This is a genomic window from Microbacterium sp. GCM10027623 (assembly GCF_042666935.1).
In the GTDB taxonomy this organism is placed as follows: domain Bacteria; phylum Actinomycetota; class Actinomycetes; order Actinomycetales; family Microbacteriaceae; genus Microbacterium.
Window position 1 is genome coordinate 107614 of the sequence record NZ_JBHTHE010000002.1, and the last position, 18050, is coordinate 125663.

Genomic DNA, 18050 nt, shown 5'->3' on the forward strand with positions numbered 1-18050 from the left:
ACGATGAGGACACTCGCTGAACCGACCCGGGTGAGCTCCGCCGAGATCGCGCTGGGAACCGGGTCGAGCAGACGGTTCGAAGGACGCGACCACGGGGCCGCCGTGTCGTACTTCTACATCGACAACCAGCCGGGACAGGGATCGGGGTTGCACTGGCATCCCTATCCGGAGACCTGGGTGCTGCTCGAAGGCGTGGCGACCTTCCAGGTCGGCGAGCAGCGGATCAGTGCCACGGCGGGCGACACCGTCACCGGGCCGGCGTTCGTTCCGCACCGATTCACGAACTCCGGCGCCGGCACGATGCGCCTGATCTGCATCCACGCCTCGTCCGTGATGATCCAGACAGACCTCGACTGAAGCTCGACTGAACTTCCAGAGAACGGAGAACCTCATGTCCTTCCAGGCATACCTCGACAACATCGAGACGAAGACCGGCTTGACGCCTCGCCAGTTCATCGAGCTGGCTACGGAGAGAGGATTCGGTCCCGGCACGAAGGCCGCTCCGATCCTGGAGTGGTTGAAGGCCGACCATGATCTGTCGCGCGGTCACGGGATGGCACTCGTGCACGTGATCACCAAGGGCCCGCAGATCAGCACGAAGCATGTCGGATCCGATGGCACCCACGGCGACCCCTCTGACATGCTGTGGCTGGACGGCAAGGCGAGCAACCCCGACAACGCCTGAGGAGGCGCTCATGGCAGTGAAAGTCGATCTGAACATCTCCCTGGACGGCTTCGCCACGACGACCGATCAGACCCCCGAGAATCCCTTCGGCGATGACTGGCAGCGTCTGGTCGCCGCGTACACCGCGACCCGCACGTTCCGCGAGCGCGTGATGGGAGAGACCTCGGGCGAGGGAACGACCGGTATCGACGAGAAGTACGCGAGCGCATACTTCGAGGGCACCGGCGCCGAGATCATGGGCGCCGGCATGTTCGGGCTCACGCTCAACGCCGACGACCCCGACTGGCGCGGCTGGTGGGGTGAGGAACCGCCGTTCCGGATCCCCGTCTTCGTGCTCACCCACACGCCGCGGGAATCGATCGAATTCGACAACGGCACGGTGTTCCATTTCGTCGACGCCTCCCCTGAAGATGCGCTGGCGCGGGCACTCGACGCGGCGCAGGGCGCGGATGTGCGGGTGGGCGGGGGAATCGATGTCGTGCGGCAGTTCCTCTCCGCGCGGCTCGTCGACAGGATCCACCTCGCGGTCGCACCCCTCGTGCTGGGGCGCGGAGAGCGGATCTGGGACGGCCTGCGAGGGCTGGAAGCCGACTACGAGGTGACCAGTGAGGTGGCCGAGAGCGGAACGACGCACGTGAGCTTCCGTCGCTGACCGGTACCTCTCGATCGGGAGATCCCGGACCGGATGCCGTCACTCGACCGCGTCGTCCTCCACGTTCTCGTCGGAGATCCTCCGCTGGCGGCGGTCGTAGATCTCTCGCGAGGTCTGCGACAGCGGGGTGCGCAGGAAGAGCAGAGAGATGCTCATGCCGATGAGGGCGGCGAACAGGGCGGCGAGCCACCAGAACTCGCGGAAGATCGGGAAGAAGACCCACATGATCGCCAGAGGCACGAGAAACGCCAGTAACCGCAGAACGGTGTAGACGAGGAGGGGTGGCAACTTCTTCACGGCCCCCAGTCTAGAAGCGGCGGTTAGGCGCCGGCTGTGCGGAAGGGGCTGGGCGAGGGGGCAGAAGCGGTACCCAGGCCGTTCATCGAAGGCGGATCTACACTGGAAGCATGGCTCGTGTCCTGATCGTCGGCGGATTCCTCGCCGTCGTGTTCTGGGTGTTCAGCATCGTCGACTGCGCCGCGCAGCCGGCGACGCGGCATCGGGGTGTCTCGAAGACCGTCTGGGTGCTCATCGTCATCCTCCTCCCCGTGATCGGCGGCATCCTCTGGTTCGCTCTCGGCCGCCTGCGCCGCGGCGAGGTCGACACCGGGTACGTCGTCCCGCCGGATGACGATCCGCAGGTGCTCCGTCGCATGGGCAATGCCGAACAGGATGCGCGCATCCGTGAGCTGGAAGCGGAGCTCGCCCGACTGGACGACGACTCCGACGGTGCGGATCCTCGCTCGTGACGAGCTCGCCGGCGAGTGACGCGGCGGCACGGCTCCTCACCGAGCTGATCGAGAACGGCGTGCGCGATCTCGTGCTCTCGCCGGGGTCTCGGTCGCAGGCGATCGCGCTGGCCGCCATGGAGCTGTCGCGCAGGGAGTTTCTGCGCGTGCACGTGCGCATCGACGAGCGGGTCGCCGGCTTCACAGCACTGGGGATCGCCCGCGAAAGCGGACGGCCTGTGCCCGTCGTGTGCACCTCGGGCACAGCAGCCGCCAATCTGCTGCCGGCCACGATGGAGGCCTTCCACGCCGGGGTGCCGCTGCTGCTGCTGACCGCCGATCGTCCGCTGGAACTGCGCGGCGTCGGCGCCAACCAGGCCACCGTGCAGCCGGGGCTGTTCGGCGCCTTCGTGCGGATGGCTGTGGATGCCCCCGTCCCGGGCCAAGATCCCGACCCGGCCCCTGACGTCGTCCCGTCCCGTCGCCCGGAGCGCCCGGATGCCGCACGGCGTGTCGCGAGCGGACACGCCGCGGATCCGACGACGGCTCCGGGATCGGAGACGGTCTCGGGCGCACAGCCGGTCTCGGGCACTCAGCCGGTCTGGGCGGGTCTCGGCGAGCGGGCGGTGCGTGCATCGCTGGGCCTGTCGGGCACCGGAGTCGCGGGGGTTGCCGGTCCGGTGCACCTGAACCTGCCGGCGCGGGAGCCGCTCTCCGGTGCGGTCACCGTTCCCGCGGAACCCGGGCCTCTGCCGTCGCGGGTACCAGCCGACTCCCTGGTGCTGGAGCGCGGTCCGCGCACGATCGTGATCGCGGGCGCGGATGCCGGTGCGGATGCCGAGGAGCTGTCGCACGCCGGTGGCTGGCCGCTCGTCGCCGAGATCGTCAGCGGAGCCCGGTTCGGTCGGCTGGTCGTGCACGGGTACCGCGAGCTGCTGCGCGACGACTTGCTCGGCGGACGGATCGAGCGCGTGGTGGTCTTCGGACACCCCACCCTCAGCCGTGAGGTGACGGGCCTGCTGGGGCGTGCGGATCTGGACGTGGTGGCGGTGCGTCGCGGCGGCGAGGAGCTGAACCTGAACGGGCGCACGCGGGCGGCGGACGCCGTCGCGGTGGCCGACGGGCCCGCAGATCGTCAGTGGCTCGGCTCGTGGATGAATGCGTCCGCGGCCGCCGCCATGGATCTCAGTGCCCCCGCTCCGGATCAGGACGGGCTGTACTCCGCGGACAAGAACGCGCGGCTGAGCGCCGTGCGGGCCGAGCTCGACGCGGTGCGGCAGAGGGTGGATCGGCCGCTGCTGGCGGATGCCGTGTGGCGCGCGACCTGGCCGCATGACCGGCTGGTGTTCGGATCATCACGCCTGGTGCGCGTGGCCGACCAGGTGCTCGGCGGCAAGAAGGTGCCGGTGCACGCGAATCGCGGCCTCGCGGGGATCGACGGCACCATCGGGACCGCGATCGGCATCGCGACGGCCAGCCAGGCGGCGGGCGCCGCGGGCGTCACCCGGGTTCTGCTCGGCGATCTGGCGTTCCTGCACGACGCCGGCGCCCTGCTGCTGCCCGGGGATGAGACCCGTCCACGCATCCAGGTGATCGTCGGCAACGACGGCGGCGGCACGATCTTCGACGGCCTCGAAGTGGCGGCATCCGCCCCTGCCGAGGACCTGGACCGCGCCTTCTACACCCCGCAATCCGTGGCGCTGCGGGAGCTCGCCGCCGCCTACGGGTGGGAGTTCACGCAGGTGACGACCCGCTCCGCGTTGGATCAGGCTCTGACATCGCCCGCGCCGGGTCCGCAGATCATCGAGGTGCCGCTGGAGCGCTGAGTCCGGCGCGCGCGAAATGCTCGGCTCGCTCCGCGCGCTCGCTGTGCGGTCACTCCAGACGGTGCGTGATCTCACCGACGTCGGCACGGGCGTACCGCTCGTCCTCGTGTGGGTCTGCACCCTGCTCGAGCTCGTACAGGTCCGCCTTCTGCGGCGCGATCGCCAACGCTTCCACGGGGGACGTGTCCGTGAGCACCTCGTCCAGCCCCTGAAGCGCGCTGAACCGGCGGGCCTGCGTCACGACGTTGCGGTCCAGTGATCCGGCGAACCGGTTGTACGCGTCGACCGTGGTGTTCAGGCTGCGCCCCAGCTTCGCCAGATGCTGTCCCAGCGTGCCCAGCCGCTTGTGCAACTCCTTGCCGACCGCGAAGATCTGCTGTGCCTCCTGCGCGAGCTGATCCTGACGCCAGGCATGGCCGACGGTTCGCAGCAGGGCGATCAGCGTCGACGGGGTGGCGATCACGACATTGCGCTCGAACGCGTACTCATACAGGGTCGAATCCTGGTCCAGCGCCGCAGCGAGGAACGGCTCCGCCGGCACGAACATCACCACGAACTCGGGCGAACCGGCGACGACGTCCCAGTACTCCTTCGCGCCGAGGTCGTCGATGTGCTTGCGCAGGTGTCGGGCGTGGGCCTCCAGCCGTTGGGCGCGCACGGTGTCGTCCGTGGCCTCCATCGCCTCCAGATACCCGCTGAAGGCGACCTTGGCGTCGACGACGACGCGCTTGTCGCCGGCGAGGTGCACGACCAGGTCCGGACGCAGCGCACCCTCATCGGTGGAGTGGTGCAGCTGCTCGTCGAAGTCGACGTGGTTGACCATGCCCGACGCCTCGACCACGCGCCGCAGCTGCAGCTCCCCCCAGCGGCCGCGCACCTGCGGAGCCCGCAGCGCGTTGACCAGCTTGCGCGTCTCCGAGCCCAGCGTCTCGGAGGACTGCCGCATGAACTGCAGCTGTTCGGCGAGCGCCGCGTTGGCCTCCAGTCGCGCCTTCTCGGCGGTCGTCATCTCGGACTTGACCGTGTCGAGGGTCTTCTGGATCGGCTCGATCAGCTGCTGCACGGCATCCTGACGCTTCTGCAGCTCGGCGGCGCCCTCGCTCTGACTGCGCTTGAGGCGCTCCTCGGCCTGTTGCAGGAAGACCTTCGAGTTCGCCTCCAGTGCACGTCTGCTCAGCGCGTCGAACTCGTCAGCGAGCCGCTTCTGGTCGGCCTTCAGCTCCTCCAGGCGCTCGGCGGCGCGGGCGCGCTCGGCGGCGACATCGGCATCCGCCTCTTCGCGCACCTCGGCGAGTCGACGCACGTGGTCGCCGCGCACCTCGTTCAGGCGCGCGGCCGCCTCTTCCTTCGTCCGCGCCACCGCCTGCTCTGCGGCGGCTCGGGCTTCGGCGAGGCGACGCTCACCGATCGTGCGCTCATCCTGCACCCGCGCGGTGATCTCGGCGCGCAGCGCCTCGGCTTCCCGCTCGAGCGACTCCGTACGCAGGCGGGCCGACTGCACCTCGGCCCGCGCTGCGGCGTCCGACGACCTCCCGCGCAGCATCCCGAGCACGAAACCGAGGCCACCGGCGAGTGCTGCGGCGATCACCGCCACGACGATGACGAGAAGGGAAGTGTCCATGAGGCGATTGTGCCCGGGGCATCGGACATCCGGCGGAAGCCGGGCATGATGTCTGCATGAGCGAGAACGTCTGGACGGCCCGGCCGAGCGACCTACTGCGGGTCGGAGCCGGATTCCGATACGAGGACGTCGATCCGGAGAGCACGCCGGGATTCAGCAGAGGCAAGCACGAGGGCCACAGAGAGCTCGAGGTGCGACGCACGGTGCTCAGCGAACTGCAGGAGCGGCTGTTCGCGGGTTCGCGCGCCGGCGAGGCGACGGATGCCGTCCTGCTGGTGCTGCAGGCGATGGACACCGCGGGCAAGGGCGGCATCGTCCGTCACGTGGTCGGCGGAGTCGACCCGCAGGGCGTCGAGCTCGCCGCCTTCAAGGCGCCCACCCCCGAAGAGCTCGACCACGACTTCCTCTGGCGCATCGAGAAGCGACTGCCGCAGCCCGGTTTCATCGGGGTCTTCGACCGCTCGCACTACGAGGATGTGCTCATCGGCAGGGTGCGCGGACTCGCCGCACCCGCTGAGATCGAACGCCGCTACGACGCGATCGTCGCATTCGAGCGTCGCGTCGCGGCATCCGGCATCCGCATCATCAAGGTCATGCTGCACATCTCGAGCGACGAGCAGAAGAAGCGTCTCGCCGAGAGGCTCGAACGGCCGGACAAGCACTGGAAGTACAACCCGGGCGACATCGATGAGCGGATGCGCTGGGACGCGTACATGGCCGCCTACCGGACGGTGTTCGAGCGCACATCCGCACCGGAGGCGCCCTGGTACGTCGTGCCCGCGAATCACAAGTGGTACGCGCGGCTCGCCGTGCAGGAGCTGCTGATCGCAGCGCTCGAGGACATCGACCCGCAGTGGCCGGCAGCCGACTTCGACATCGAGGCGGAGAAGAAGCGGCTCGAGGCGAGCTGACGGCCCGACGCGTCAGGTTGCAGACCGGGCTCAGGCGGCCGGTTTGCGCCCCCTGTGCAGCGCCACGATCCCGAACGAGAGGTTGCGGTACTCGACGTCGGTCCAGCCCGCCTCACGGATCCAGCCCGCGAGCGTGCGCTGATCCGGCCAGTCGCGGATCGACTCGTTGAGGTAGTCGTACGCGTCGCCGTTCGTGCCCGCCAGGCGCGCGACCCGCGGGAGCACCTGTGCGTTGTAGAAGCGGTACAGGCCGCGGAACAGCCTGCCCGGAGGGGTGGAGAACTCGTTGATCACCAGGCGACCGCCCGGCTTGGCGACCCGGTACAGCTCGGAGAGCGCCTTCTTCGGCTGCTGCACGTTGCGCAGGCCGTACGACATGGTGACGGCATCGAACTCGCCGTCCTCGAAGGGCAGCGCCGTGGCATCCGCCTCGACGAACGTGATGTTGGGCAGGTGCCCATGGCGACGTCGGCCCTCCGCCAGCATCCCGGGCGAGAAATCCGCGGCGACGACCTGCGCGCCGGTGCCCGCCAGCGAGGCCGAGGAGGAGGCCGTGCCGGCCGCCAGGTCCAGGATGCGCTCGCCGCGTCTCGGCGCGACGGCTCTGGTGGTCGCGGCCCGCCACAGCGCATCGTTCCCGAAGGTCATGAGGGTGTTGGTGCGGTCGTAGCCGGCGGCCACCTGATCGAACATGCCGCTGACGTGCGACGGGTCTCTGCCGAGGTCGGCGCGGTTCGGCTCCATGCCTACGATCCTACGGCGGCGCACCCGGTCGTAGACTCGGCCCGTGAGTGCGAACCGCCCCGGACCGGGCACACCGATGATCTTCCAGTGGCGCAAATGGGACGGCTCACCGCACTGGGCCAATGAGGAGATCTATCTGGGCGCCGATGTATGGGGCGACTGGATCGGGCAGCCCGCCGGATGGCGCAGCAGTCGGCCCGGCCGCGAGTTCATCGCCTCTTCGTCCGACGTCACCCTGATCCCGCGATCGGACGCCGCGCAGGGCGCCGACCATGCGGTGACCGTGCACCGGCGGCATGAGAAGGGCATGCGCATCTACATCGATATCGCCTGGGACATCCGCTGGACGGATGCCGGCGGCGTCGACCCCACGACCGGCTGGCCGATCCTCGCGACCGGCATCGACATGGACCTCGACGTCGTGCGCGTCGCGGGGCAGCGGGGCACGTGGGTCGACGACCGTGACGAGTGGGCGGAGCACAGCATCCGCTACGGGTATCCGGCCGACGTGATGACGCATCTCGAGTCCCTGGCCCTTGATCTGGAGGATCGGGTCCGTGCGCAGGTGCCGCCCTTCGACGACGCCACCGCGGATGCCTGGCTCGACCGCCTCGAGGCCCTGGGCCTGAACCGATGAGTGTCGTCGTTCGGAGCCTCGGACGCCGGCGCGGCGTGTCGGCCTCCTCGCGGGTGGGGACACACCATGTGCGCAGCGGATGCTCCGGGCGACGGCACAGAGAACGATCACGCGTCCGCGCACAAGTAGGCTGAAGGGGTGAGCAGCATCCGCCTGGTCGCGCAGACCCGCGAGATCCCCCCCGTCGATGACCTGCTGTCGCACACCTCCGCTTCGCAGCCGATCGCCTGGCTGCGCCGCGGCGAGGGGATCGTGGCAGCCGGCGACGGGATCGTCGCCTCCGTGCGCATCCTCGCGGGCGGGGGCCGCAAGCGCAGCGAGGTCATCGCCGACGCGTGGCGCGAGATCACGGCGGCAGCCGAGATCGACGACCCCGTCGGACTGCACGGCACGGGACTCGTCGCGTTCGGTGCGCTGACCTTCGACGAGGCCTCGTCCTCCGACAGCGTCCTCGTCGTGCCGGAGGCGGTGATCGGCCGACGCGACGGGCGCAGCTGGATCACCCGCATCCGCCACGCCGACCAGGACTTCGCGCCGGTTCCCGAGCCCGTCGCCTACGCACCGCACTGGGCCGGCCGCGTCGGCCCCGGCGCGCAGACGCCGTCGGGATACCAGGATGCTGTGCGCCTGGCGCTCGCCGAGATCGCCGACGGCGTGTACAGCAAGGTCGTGCTGGCCCGTGATCTCACCGGAACGGTGCCCGGTGACGCCGATCTGCGCCGCCTGGTGCGCGCCCTGTCGACGGGATACCCCGACACCTGGACCTTCGCCGTGGACGGCCTCATCGGCGCGAGCCCGGAGACCCTCGTCACTGCGCACGCGCGCACGGTCACGGCTCGCGTGCTCGCCGGGACGACCGGTCGCGGCGCCGACCCGAAGGAGGATGCCGAAGCATCCGCCGCGCTCGCCGCCAGCGCCAAGGATCTCGACGAGCACAGTTACGCCGTGCGCAGCGTGCTGGCCACCCTGCAGCCGCACACCCGCACCCTGACGGCCAGCCCCGACCCCTTCATCCTCGAGCTGCCGAACCTGTTCCATCTCGCCACGGACGTCGCAGGCGAACTCGACGACGGGGCGTCCGCGCTCGACCTGGTCGGTGCGATGCATCCCACGGCCGCTGTCGCGGGCGCACCGACGGATGCCGCTGTCGCCGCGATCCGCCGTATCGAGCCCTTCGACCGCGGGCGCTATGCGGGTCCCGTGGGCTGGATCGACGCCTCCGGCGACGGTGAGTGGGCGATCGCGCTGCGCTGCGCCCAGTTCGCGCCGGCGGCGCACGATGCCGCGGGCGCACGCCGCGTCACCGCCTACGCGGGTGCCGGCATCGTCGCGGGCAGCGATCCCGAGTCCGAGCTGCTCGAGACGCGAGTGAAGTTCCGGCCTCTCGTCGACGCGCTCGCCTGACGGCGGCTGCATGCCCAGCGGACTTCGACACAGGCGCGCGCAGGTAGGCTGGTGGGCGTGACTTCGAGCCCCGCTTCCCCGGGCACGCGACTTGCGAGCCGACTCGGCTTCAGCGACCGCGTCTTCCTCGGGCCCGCAGCGCGACGCGTCGCCGCGCGCATCGAGGAAGGTCTCGAACTCGTCGAAACCGGTCTCGCGGACGAGCTGAGGATCGCGGACCCGGTGGCGGACGCCGCGGCCCGCTACCTGTACGAGGCCGGCGGCAAGCGCATCCGTCCCGTGCTCACGCTGCTGGCCGCTCAGCTGGGCGAGGGGAACGTCCCCGCGGTGATCGACATCGCCAAGGCACTGGAGCTCACGCACCTCGGCTCGCTGTACCACGACGACGTCATGGACGGTGCCGACACGCGCCGTGGCGTGCCCGCGGCGCACGGCGTGTGGGGCAACAACGTGGCCATCCTCACCGGCGACATCCTCTTCTCCCGCGCCAGCCAGATCATGTCGCGCTACGGAGAGCGTGCCATGCGCCTGCAGGCCGACACCTTCGAGCGGCTCGTGCTCGGACAGATGCATGAGACCGTGGGCGCCCAGCCGGGTGATGACCCGATCGAGTTCTACATCCAGGTGCTCGCCGACAAGACCGGCTCGCTGATCGCCGCAGCCACCCAGGGCGGCGTCATCTTCTCCGACGCCCCGGTGGAGTTCGAGGAGCCCATGCGCGTGTACGGCGAGAAGGTCGGCGTCGCGTTCCAGTTGCTCGACGACGTGATCGACCTGTCCGCGGATGCCGAGGAGACCGGCAAGGTGCCGGGCACGGATCTGCGCGCCGGCGTGCCGACGATGCCCTCGCTGCTGCTGAAGACGGGAACGGATCGGTCGGACATCGACCTGGCCCAGCGCATCGACGACGGCGTCGCGCGCATCGGCGAGGGCGCGGATCCCGCGATCCTCGACGGGCCGCTCGCGCAGCTGCGCGACCACGCCGCCACCGAGCGGACCCTCGACCTCGCGCGCGCCTGGACCGCCGATGCGGTCGCCGCCCTCGAGCCGTTGCCCAAGGGCACGGTGCGCGAGGCGCTGACCCGGTTCGCGCTGACTCTCGCTGATCGCAGCAGCTGACGGAAGGAACCCCATGACGAAGCTCAAGCTGGCCATCGTCGGGGCGGGACCGGCAGGCATCTACGCCGCCGACATCCTGCTCAAGGCCGAGCGCAAGTTCGACGTGTCCATCGACCTCTTCGAGCAGCTCCCCGCGCCCTATGGGCTGGTGCGCTACGGCGTCGCCCCCGATCACCCTCGCATCAAGGGCATCATCACGGCCCTGCGCAATGTGCTCGACCGCGGCGACATCCGGCTGTTCGGCAACGTGCGCTTCGGCACCGACATCACCCTGGAGGACCTGAAGCGGCACTACAACGCCGTGATCTTCGCCACCGGCTCGGTGCGCGATTCCGCGCTGGACATCCCGGGGATCGATGCCGACCATTCGTTCGGTGCCGCGGAGTTCGTCAGCTGGTTCGACGGGCACCCCGACGTGCCGCGGGACTGGACCCTGGACGCCACCTCGGTCGGCGTCATCGGCAACGGCAACGTCGCGCTGGACGTGTCGCGGATGCTCGCCAAGCACGCCGACGACCTGCTGGTCACCGAGGTGCCGGACAACGTGTACCAGGGGCTGAAGGCCAGCCGCGTCACCGACGTGCACGTGTTCGGACGCCGCGGGCCCGCGCAGGTGAAGTTCACGCCGCTCGAGCTGCGCGAGCTCGGCGAGCTGCGCGATGTCGACATGGTCGTCTACGACGAGGACTTCGACTACGACGAGGCATCGCAGCAGGCGGTCGCCAGCAACAAGCAGGTCATGGTCATGGACCGCATCATGCAGTCCTGGCGCAGACTGGAGTCGGCCAACAACGCCGGCGGCACGGCATCCCGCCGTCTGCACCTGCACTTCTGGGCGCGCCCGGTCGAGGTCAAGAAGGACGAGAACGGCCGCGTCGCGGCCCTCGTGTACGAGCGCACGAAGTCCGACGGCGCCGGCGGCGTGGTCGGCACGGGCGAGCTGCGCGAGATCGCCATGCAGGGCCTGTACCGCGCGATCGGGTACTTCGGATCACCGCTGCCCGGTGTGCCCTTCGACAAGAAGCACGGCGTCGTTCCGAACCGCGAGGGTCAGGTGCTGGAGACCAAGTCGAACCAGCGAGTGCCGGGCATCTACGCCACCGGCTGGATCAAGCGCGGTCCGGTCGGGCTGATCGGCCACACCAAGTCGGATGCCATGGAGACCGTCCGCCACCTGATCAACGATCAGGGCTCCTGGTGGGTGCCCGAGGATCCGTCCGATGAGGCGATCCCCGCGCTGCTCGCGCAGCGCGGCGTGCAGTGGACCGATCTCGACGGCTGGCACCGCCTCGACGCGCACGAGATCGCTCTGGGTGCTCCGCAGAGCCGTGAGCGTGTGAAGCTGGTGCCGCGCGACGAGATGCTGCGCGTCTCCCGCGGAGAGTGACGCCGGCCCGGATACCCTGACGCCATGTGGGTCGCGGACGTACTCGGCGACGAGTTCGAGCAGTTGACGCTGCCCCTCGGAGAGGACTCCGAGGGCGAGATCGTGGCCACTCTGGTGCGGGCGCTGCCCGATGCCGCGCCGTGGTGGCTGCTGGGCGGGGACCGGCGACCGCTCGCAGGTGTCGACGTGCTGTATGTGCACGGCTGGTCGGACTACTTCTTCCAGAAGCGCCTGGCGCGGTTCTGGACCGCGCGCGGTGCGCGCTTCTTCGCTCTCGATCTGCGCAAGTACGGGCGCAGCCTGCGACCCGGTCAGACCCCGGGATTCATCACCGACCTGGCCGAGTACGACGCGGACATCGAGGCCGCACTGGCCGCGCGAGGGAGCACCGCCGGTCGCCGCCTGGTGCTGCTCGGTCACTCGACGGGCGGACTGATCCTCAGCCTGTGGGCTGCGCGGCATCCTCGTCAGGTCGACGCCCTCATCCTCAACTCGCCCTGGCTCGAGTTCCAGCTCGGGGCCGCGCGCGCGGCGATCGCACCCATGGTGGGGCTGCAGGCGCGGCTGTGGCCGATGGATGCCGCACCGCAGGTGGATCTCGGCTTCTACAGCCGCGCGCAGAGAGAGGTCGCCGACCCCGACGACCCGATGGAGACGGATCCCGCCTGGCGACCCGAGCAGAGCATGACCGTGCACGTCGCCTGGCTGCACGCGATCCTGCAGGGGCACCGACGGGTCTCCGAAGGGCTCGGCATCGTGGCACCGGTGTGCGTCCTGCTCTCGGCGCGCACCGCGCTGCCGACCCGCTGGTCCGACGAGCTCACCCGCGCCGACACCGTCCTGGTCGTCGACGACGTGGCACGAGCAGCGCTCAGGCTCGGGTCATCCGTGACGATCGAGCGCATCGAGGGTGCACTGCACGACGTGTTCCTATCCGCACGCGAACCCCGCACGGACGCCTACGGACGCCTGGAGCGCTGGGTCAGCGGGTGGGTCGCCTCCCGGGCGGCCGTATCCCGATGAGCCGTGCCCCGAGGCGCCGTGCCCCGAAGCGCCGTGCGAGCGCTCAGTCGACGCCGTAGATGGCCCGGCACGCCCGCTCGGCGGCATCCGCGTCCCCGACATGGAACGCGTCGTCCAGTTCCGCGCAGCCGGCGATCAGGCGCACGCGGTGCTCGGCCGTGATCTCGAAGCCGCGCAGGGCCCGCGCCAGGGCCATGCTGGCCTCGTCCACCAGGGACTGCTGCAGGGCGTTCCCGCACCGCGCGGAGAGGTAGCCGATGACCTCCTCGCGGGCCCGCGAGCAGGCCGCGGAGTCGTCCACGGTGTCAGCGATGCGGGCGATCATCGTCGACAGCGTCGCGAGATCGGTCTCGGTCAGTCGGGGGCACGCGAGCCGGGCGAGAATGCCCGCCTGGTAACCCGCGAAGGCGTGCGCGGCTTCGGACGCCTGTGGTGTGAGTGAGGTGACCTCGGTGTAACGGCTCGGGTACATGGTCACCAGACCGACGCGCTCCAATCGCTGCAGGGCCTCGCGGACCGGCGTGCGCGACACCGCCAGCTCGTCGGCGAGGTCGGCATCCCGGATGCGTGTTCCGGGTGCCAGCACACCGCTGGCGATCCGTTCCCCGATCAGACGGAAGACCCCCTCCGCCAGCAGATGCTTCTTCGTATCGTTCTCGTGGATTTCCATCCGCGGTCGCCCGACGTCCACCATCATCCCCACCATTCCCCAGACAGTCCCAGCTCGGGGCGCCCCTAACGCCCCGCATGGGAGCACTCTAGCCGGTCGTCGGACACCGCTGGTGGGTGAGTGGTGTGCGGGCGCTGCGGGGGAGTGGTGTGCCGGCGGTGCCGGGTGAGCGGTGCGCACCGCCTCGGCGTCGCTTTCCGGGCGTCGCACAGACGTGCCCGGTAGCGTGCTGGCCACCTCGAAGTCCGGACTGGGGTACGCCTCGCGAGGCACCACGATCAGTGGGGGGCGGGGTCCAGGGTCGAAGCCCCTCACCCTCTCCGCTTGAGCGGGGTGGGTGAGGGGCTTCCTGTCGTGCTCCCCAGCGAACGACCCAGATATCGCGAGTACCTGTGGAGGGCGATGCTACGCCCCGAACGCCCTCACCGGAAGCAGGAACGTCGAACTGGACTGACCATCGTCGTCCGCGGAATGCGAGGATGCGCGGAAGACCCCGCCCTCCTCGCAACTTCGCGGGCGGACGGGGTCCTCGCGAACCGCGTCGGAATGCGTTTACACACACCGGCTGGGGAAAGCACGGACAGTCCGAGAAAGAGGCTGGGGACATCTCCTCGGGTTCACCGTCTGGGGATTCCGGATTCCGTCCACTATCCCTGCTCTAGATGTACCGCATCCGCGTGACTCTGCGCAACGATCGGCAGACCCTGGGGCATCCTTCCAGTACTCTCGGAACCACCACGAGGCATGGAGGTGGTCGCCATGACGACGCCCGGCTCAGATCTGGATCCCGACACCGAAGCCGCGATCGACCGAGCGCTCGACGCGGCGCAGCTTCGCACAGGTGACACGACCGCTGTCGTGATCCACCCCGAACCGTTCGACGTCACCGTCGACGACGGCGGCGACGGCGACTAGGGAACGCCTACTGGCGCTCGGCCCGGAGGGCGAACGCGATCCGGTGCATCACGTGCCGGCATCCGCGCGCCACGGGACACGAAACCCCGGTCGGGGCCGGCCTCACCGGTAGTTGATGAACTGCAGGTCCACATCCAGATCGCTGCCCTTCAGCAGCGCGATGACGGCCTGGAGGTCATCGCGGCTCTTGGACTGCACGCGCAGCTCGTCGCCCTGGATCTGGCTCTTCACGCCCTTGGGGCCCTCGTCGCGGATGATCTTGCTGATCTTCTTCGCGTTCTCGCTGGAGATGCCGTCCTTGAGCGTCGAGACGATGCGGTACTCCTTGCCGCTCGCGAACGGTTCACCCGACTCGAGGCTCTTCAGTGAGATCCCGCGCTTGATGAGCTTGGATTGGAACACGTCGAGCACCGCCTTGGCGCGCTCCTCGGAGTTCGCCTTGATGAGGATCTGCTCGCCGCTCCACGCGACGGAGGCGTCGGTGCCCTTGAAGTCGTAGCGCTGCTCGACTTCCTTGCGGGCCTGGTTGAGTGCGTTTTCGGCCTCCTGGTGGTCAACCTTGGAGACGATGTCGAACGAGGAGTCAGCCATGTCGGCAGTCTATCCAGGATGTCGATCGGTGATGCCCCCGACCGCACACCGTCGTCCCTCCCTCCCTCCCCCTCCCGCTCCCTCTCGACTCTTCCCCCGCGAGAATTCTGCTGCCGGGTGAGGATGCTGCTGCTGCGGGCATTCTCACTCGGCAGAGCAATTCTCGGGGCAGGCGCATGCGCGGCCGCACCGCGGCATCCTGAGCATCCGTCCCGACCCCCCAACCGTTCGCGTTGCTGATTCCTGCTCGTGCTGCGCATATTCGCGCAACGCGGGCAGGAAAGAGCAGCGCGGGCGGATTCGGATGCTGAGAACAGCAGCGCGGGCGGATAACAGCAGCGTGGGCGGAGAAGAGCAGCGCGGGCGGAGAACAGCAGCGCGGACAGAAAGGCGCAGACTCGCGCGACACGGCATCCACGATCCTCCGACCGTTCCGCCCCGGGCGTACGGTGAGCGCATGACGACGCGTGTGGGAGGGCGAAGCCCGGCGGCGAGCTGGATCGTGGGAATCCTGTGCGCCGCGGTGGTCGGCGCTCTGCTGTGGATCTCGCTCCCCGCCGGCCCCGGGCTGCTGACCGTGGTCGGCGTTCTGCTCGACGGCACCGTGCCCGGCTGAACCGGCCGACACGCCCGGCCGGGTCGTGTCGGCGACCCCCGGCCCGGCGACACGTCGGCACGCCTCCGGCACGCGGGTTTGCGCGGGAGTTACCCTCGCTGTGCACCTATCCACGAGAGGCGAAGCCATGAGCGACCCCGAGGTTCCCCAGAACGACCAGCCGAAAGACATCGATGAGGTCGTCGGCAGCGCCAATGAGGGACTCGACGCCGCCGCTGCGGCCCGTGCCGATGTGCCGGGCGACGCCAGCGATGCGGATGCCGTCGACCCCGACCTCGCCGCATTCGAGGCGGCGGAACGAGACCACCCCGGCGTCTTCGCGGACACCGAGCAGAGCGGGCAGGAAGACGTGGCCGACGGGCGTGCGGCTGACGCCGCGGACGTCCCCGCCTCCGATGTCCCGGCCGCGGATCAGCCCAGGCTGTTCGCTTCGGATGCAGCCGACTCCGAGTCCTCTGCGCGCGACACCGCGGGCGACGATTCGGGATACGACCTCTCGTACATCCGCGCCGTCGACGACGACACGGCCGTGCAGGACGTCGACTCCCGCGCCGCCGACGATGCGACGGCGGTGCACGAGAGCACGCACAGTGTCGCCGACGACGCGTACGCCGCAGGCGCCGCTTCCGGAGCCTCGACCGAGACGCAGGTGATGCCGGCCGAGCCGATCGCACCGCCGGCCGCGCCCCAGCCGATCTTCGTGCAGGCTCCCGAGCCGCCCAGGGAGCTCGGCAACCGCGGCACCGCCGGCGCGATCGGACTGGTCGCGACGATCGCGTTCGCCATCCTGTATCTCGGTGCGATCCTCGGACTCGGCGCCCTCGCCGGCGACGTCACGGGTGAGAACATCGGCACCGAAGCGCTGGCGGCGCTGATGACATGGGCGTTCTGGGTTCCCGTCGTCGTCTTCTTCCTCGCGTTCTGGCTGCTCGGCGCTTTCATCAACCGGGGTCGCTGGGGCAAGTGGGTCATCCTCGGGCTGCTCGTCGCCGCAGCCACGTACGGCGGGCACCTTCTCGGGCAGCTCTTCCAGGCGCCGTTCTGGCGCATCACCGCCAGCGAATCGTCCGAGCTGGTCGACGAGCAGCTGCTGGCACCGCTGGCGATCGCCGCGTTCGTCTTCGCCCGCGAGCTCACGATCTGGTTCGGCGCCTGGGTCGCCCGGGCGGGGGCCCGTAAGAAGGAGCTGAACGCCGAGGCGCAGGCCGAGTACGAGCGGACTCTCGAAGCCGGACCCGCGGCTCTGCGCTGATCACGGCCGGGCTCATCGACGAGGCGCTCGGTCGAGCGTAGGGTGACGCCATGACCACCACCCGAGACCCCCGCGGCGAAACGCCGGCGGGGGTCTCGGCGTTCCTGGCGCTGGTGATCGGCTTCGTCGGGTTCGCGACGCTGTCGATCCTCGGGCTGGGGATGCTGAGCTACTTCGCCGACATCGACATCCTCTCCATACCGGGGCTGGACTGGTGGCCCGCGATCGTCGCGATGGTCTTCGCGATCCTCGCCTTCTGCTGGATGCTGTGGCCGGCGCTCAGACGGGACCGTCCGTCGTTCCTCGCGGTCCCCGCCGCCGCGCTCGTCACCACCGTGGCACATCTCATCGCGCTGGCGCTGGCTGCACTGCTCAGCGGTGTCGGGGCCGCAGCCGCGCTCGCCGCGGCATCGCAGCTGATCCTGCGAGGCTCCAGCCTTGTGGTGCTGCTCGCCGCAGCGGTGGGCGCCTGGGTGGCGATCGCGCTGCGGCGGACGCGCGCTCACGCCCCGCAGTGGCCCTGGGAGGAGCGCGACGCGGAGTGACACGCGCGCAAGCCGCGCCGATCCGCGCCCGCCCACGTACTCTGTATCCGTGGAGAGGTCTCTGGAATCCCAGGTGGACCAGGCCGTCGAGGCCTGGCTGCGCTGGGTGCCGCGATGGGCGCCGGCCACCCACAAGGGACGCGTCGCTCCGTGCCGTCGCTGCCTGGGCTCGCCGATCCTCTCGGCCGCCGGGATCGGCTCCAACGTGCCGCACGGCGTTCAGCACGGGCTGTCCACGCGCATCAAGGCGATCATCGATCGCGCCGTCGCGGAGTACACCGCGCGCAACCTCCCGGTGCTCCAGGCCGAGCTCGACCATCAGGCCGATCGGAACCGTGCGCGCGCGTACCGTCCGGCCGAGGGGCTCGACCCGGAGTACGAGGGGATGCCGCTGGATCCTGACCCGGTCCCCGGCGCTCCCTTCCTGTTCACGGTGGCAGGGCTCGCCGATGAGGCGGCGGCCGATCTCGCCCCGCTGCCTCCGCTGACCGAGGAGGCGAAGGCGGCGCTGCGTCAGGAGGTCGCCCTGGCGGACGACTACGCGAACATGGTCGGCCGAGAGATCTGCGGCATCCTGCTGCGCCACCGGCTGCAGGTGCAGGCGGCGATCTCGCAGCACGTCGAGCCGCAGATCGAAGCGATGCTGGCCGAGCTCGGCGACGAGCTGGATTCGCCGTTCGATCCTGATTTCCCGTAACGCGCTCGCTGGGAATCGTCTGCATCC

At 69.8% G+C, this 18050-nt stretch carries 21 protein-coding genes; 16 read left to right on the plus strand and 5 right to left on the minus strand.

Features of this window, described 5'->3' with window-relative positions; genetic code table 11:
• The first annotated feature begins 3 nt into the window (after positions 1–3).
• From ACFQY2_RS07740 to ACFQY2_RS07750, 3 genes are read left to right on the plus strand one after another with little or no spacing between them, the layout of a single operon-like run.
• Entirely contained in the window at positions 4–357 is a 354-nt protein-coding gene (locus tag ACFQY2_RS07740; RefSeq protein ID WP_378745158.1) for a cupin domain-containing protein, read from the plus strand.
• Between the two features lie 34 nt (positions 358–391).
• On the plus strand, positions 392–685 hold the full coding sequence (locus tag ACFQY2_RS07745) for a DUF4287 domain-containing protein (RefSeq protein ID WP_378745159.1): 294 nt from the start codon (positions 392–394) through the stop codon (positions 683–685).
• 10 nt (positions 686–695) lie between these two features.
• Positions 696–1337: a dihydrofolate reductase family protein gene (locus ACFQY2_RS07750; protein ID WP_378745160.1), complete on the plus strand. Its 642-nt coding sequence runs from the start codon at positions 696–698 to the stop codon at positions 1335–1337.
• A 39-nt stretch (positions 1338–1376) separates the two neighbouring features.
• Here the strand turns inward: ACFQY2_RS07750 and ACFQY2_RS07755 are convergent, their stop codons facing one another.
• Positions 1377–1634 (minus strand): DUF4229 domain-containing protein, encoded by a 258-nt coding sequence (locus tag ACFQY2_RS07755; RefSeq protein WP_378745161.1) that lies wholly within the window; start codon positions 1632–1634, stop codon positions 1377–1379.
• A 110-nt stretch (positions 1635–1744) separates the two neighbouring features.
• Here ACFQY2_RS07755 and ACFQY2_RS07760 point away from each other — a divergent pair, with 110 nt between their 5' ends.
• Both ACFQY2_RS07760 and ACFQY2_RS07765 read left to right on the plus strand, forming a co-directional pair.
• Complete coding sequence (locus ACFQY2_RS07760) at positions 1745–2086, plus strand: PLD nuclease N-terminal domain-containing protein (RefSeq protein WP_378745162.1); 342 nt, start codon at positions 1745–1747, stop codon at positions 2084–2086.
• The gene (locus ACFQY2_RS07765) at positions 2083–3891 is read left to right on the plus strand and encodes a thiamine pyrophosphate-binding protein (RefSeq protein WP_378745163.1); all 1809 of its coding nucleotides are present in this window, start codon (positions 2083–2085) and stop codon (positions 3889–3891) included. The genes ACFQY2_RS07760 and ACFQY2_RS07765 overlap by 4 nt, the downstream gene beginning before the upstream one ends.
• A gap of 49 nt (positions 3892–3940) precedes the next feature.
• Here the strand turns inward: ACFQY2_RS07765 and rmuC are convergent, their stop codons facing one another.
• On the minus strand, positions 3941–5512 hold the full coding sequence (gene rmuC / locus ACFQY2_RS07770) for a DNA recombination protein RmuC (RefSeq protein ID WP_378745164.1): 1572 nt from the start codon (positions 5510–5512) through the stop codon (positions 3941–3943).
• A gap of 56 nt (positions 5513–5568) precedes the next feature.
• On the opposite strand from rmuC, the gene ACFQY2_RS07775 reads away from it, so the two are divergent.
• Positions 5569–6423, plus strand: a complete 855-nt coding sequence (locus ACFQY2_RS07775) for a PPK2 family polyphosphate kinase (RefSeq protein ID WP_378745165.1) — start codon at positions 5569–5571, stop codon at positions 6421–6423.
• Between the two features lie 30 nt (positions 6424–6453).
• Here the strand turns inward: ACFQY2_RS07775 and ACFQY2_RS07780 are convergent, their stop codons facing one another.
• Complete coding sequence (locus ACFQY2_RS07780; RefSeq protein WP_378745166.1) at positions 6454–7167, minus strand: class I SAM-dependent methyltransferase; 714 nt, start codon at positions 7165–7167, stop codon at positions 6454–6456.
• Between the two features lie 43 nt (positions 7168–7210).
• On the opposite strand from ACFQY2_RS07780, the gene ACFQY2_RS07785 reads away from it, so the two are divergent.
• From ACFQY2_RS07785 to ACFQY2_RS07805, 5 genes are all read left to right on the plus strand, one after another.
• The gene (locus tag ACFQY2_RS07785; protein WP_378745167.1) at positions 7211–7804 is read left to right on the plus strand and encodes a hypothetical protein; all 594 of its coding nucleotides are present in this window, start codon (positions 7211–7213) and stop codon (positions 7802–7804) included.
• A 138-nt stretch (positions 7805–7942) separates the two neighbouring features.
• On the plus strand, positions 7943–9208 hold the full coding sequence (locus ACFQY2_RS07790) for an isochorismate synthase MenF (protein WP_378745168.1): 1266 nt from the start codon (positions 7943–7945) through the stop codon (positions 9206–9208).
• 57 nt (positions 9209–9265) lie between these two features.
• A complete protein-coding gene (locus ACFQY2_RS07795) occupies positions 9266–10327 on the plus strand; it encodes a polyprenyl synthetase family protein (RefSeq protein WP_378745169.1) in 1062 nt (353 codons plus the stop codon).
• Positions 10328–10340: 13 nt separating this feature from the next.
• Complete coding sequence (locus ACFQY2_RS07800; protein WP_378745170.1) at positions 10341–11714, plus strand: FAD-dependent oxidoreductase; 1374 nt, start codon at positions 10341–10343, stop codon at positions 11712–11714.
• Between the two features lie 24 nt (positions 11715–11738).
• Positions 11739–12737 carry an alpha/beta hydrolase gene (locus ACFQY2_RS07805; RefSeq protein WP_378745171.1) on the plus strand — a complete coding sequence of 333 codons (999 nt, stop codon included), beginning with the start codon at positions 11739–11741 and terminating at the stop codon, positions 12735–12737.
• A 43-nt stretch (positions 12738–12780) separates the two neighbouring features.
• Here ACFQY2_RS07805 and ACFQY2_RS07810 read toward each other — a convergent pair whose 3' ends face one another.
• Entirely contained in the window at positions 12781–13407 is a 627-nt protein-coding gene (locus tag ACFQY2_RS07810) for a GntR family transcriptional regulator (protein ID WP_378745172.1), read from the minus strand.
• Positions 13408–14166: 759 nt separating this feature from the next.
• On the opposite strand from ACFQY2_RS07810, the gene ACFQY2_RS07815 reads away from it, so the two are divergent.
• On the plus strand, positions 14167–14322 hold the full coding sequence (locus ACFQY2_RS07815; RefSeq protein ID WP_378745173.1) for a hypothetical protein: 156 nt from the start codon (positions 14167–14169) through the stop codon (positions 14320–14322).
• A gap of 102 nt (positions 14323–14424) precedes the next feature.
• On the opposite strand, the gene ACFQY2_RS07820 is transcribed toward ACFQY2_RS07815, so the two are convergent.
• Positions 14425–14913 (minus strand): YajQ family cyclic di-GMP-binding protein, encoded by a 489-nt coding sequence (locus tag ACFQY2_RS07820; RefSeq protein ID WP_378745174.1) that lies wholly within the window; start codon positions 14911–14913, stop codon positions 14425–14427.
• Between the two features lie 457 nt (positions 14914–15370).
• On the opposite strand from ACFQY2_RS07820, the gene ACFQY2_RS07825 reads away from it, so the two are divergent.
• From ACFQY2_RS07825 to ACFQY2_RS07840, 4 genes are all read left to right on the plus strand, one after another.
• Positions 15371–15529, plus strand: coding sequence for a hypothetical protein (locus ACFQY2_RS07825; protein WP_378745175.1), 159 nt, complete (start codon positions 15371–15373; stop codon positions 15527–15529).
• A 127-nt stretch (positions 15530–15656) separates the two neighbouring features.
• Positions 15657–16781 (plus strand): ABC transporter, encoded by a 1125-nt coding sequence (locus ACFQY2_RS07830; RefSeq protein WP_378745176.1) that lies wholly within the window; start codon positions 15657–15659, stop codon positions 16779–16781.
• 50 nt (positions 16782–16831) lie between these two features.
• Positions 16832–17326: a hypothetical protein gene (locus ACFQY2_RS07835; RefSeq protein ID WP_378745178.1), complete on the plus strand. Its 495-nt coding sequence runs from the start codon at positions 16832–16834 to the stop codon at positions 17324–17326.
• Positions 17327–17375: 49 nt separating this feature from the next.
• Positions 17376–18023 carry a spermidine/putrescine ABC transporter substrate-binding protein gene (locus tag ACFQY2_RS07840; RefSeq protein WP_378745179.1) on the plus strand — a complete coding sequence of 216 codons (648 nt, stop codon included), beginning with the start codon at positions 17376–17378 and terminating at the stop codon, positions 18021–18023.
• The last annotated feature ends 27 nt before the right edge of the window (positions 18024–18050 follow it).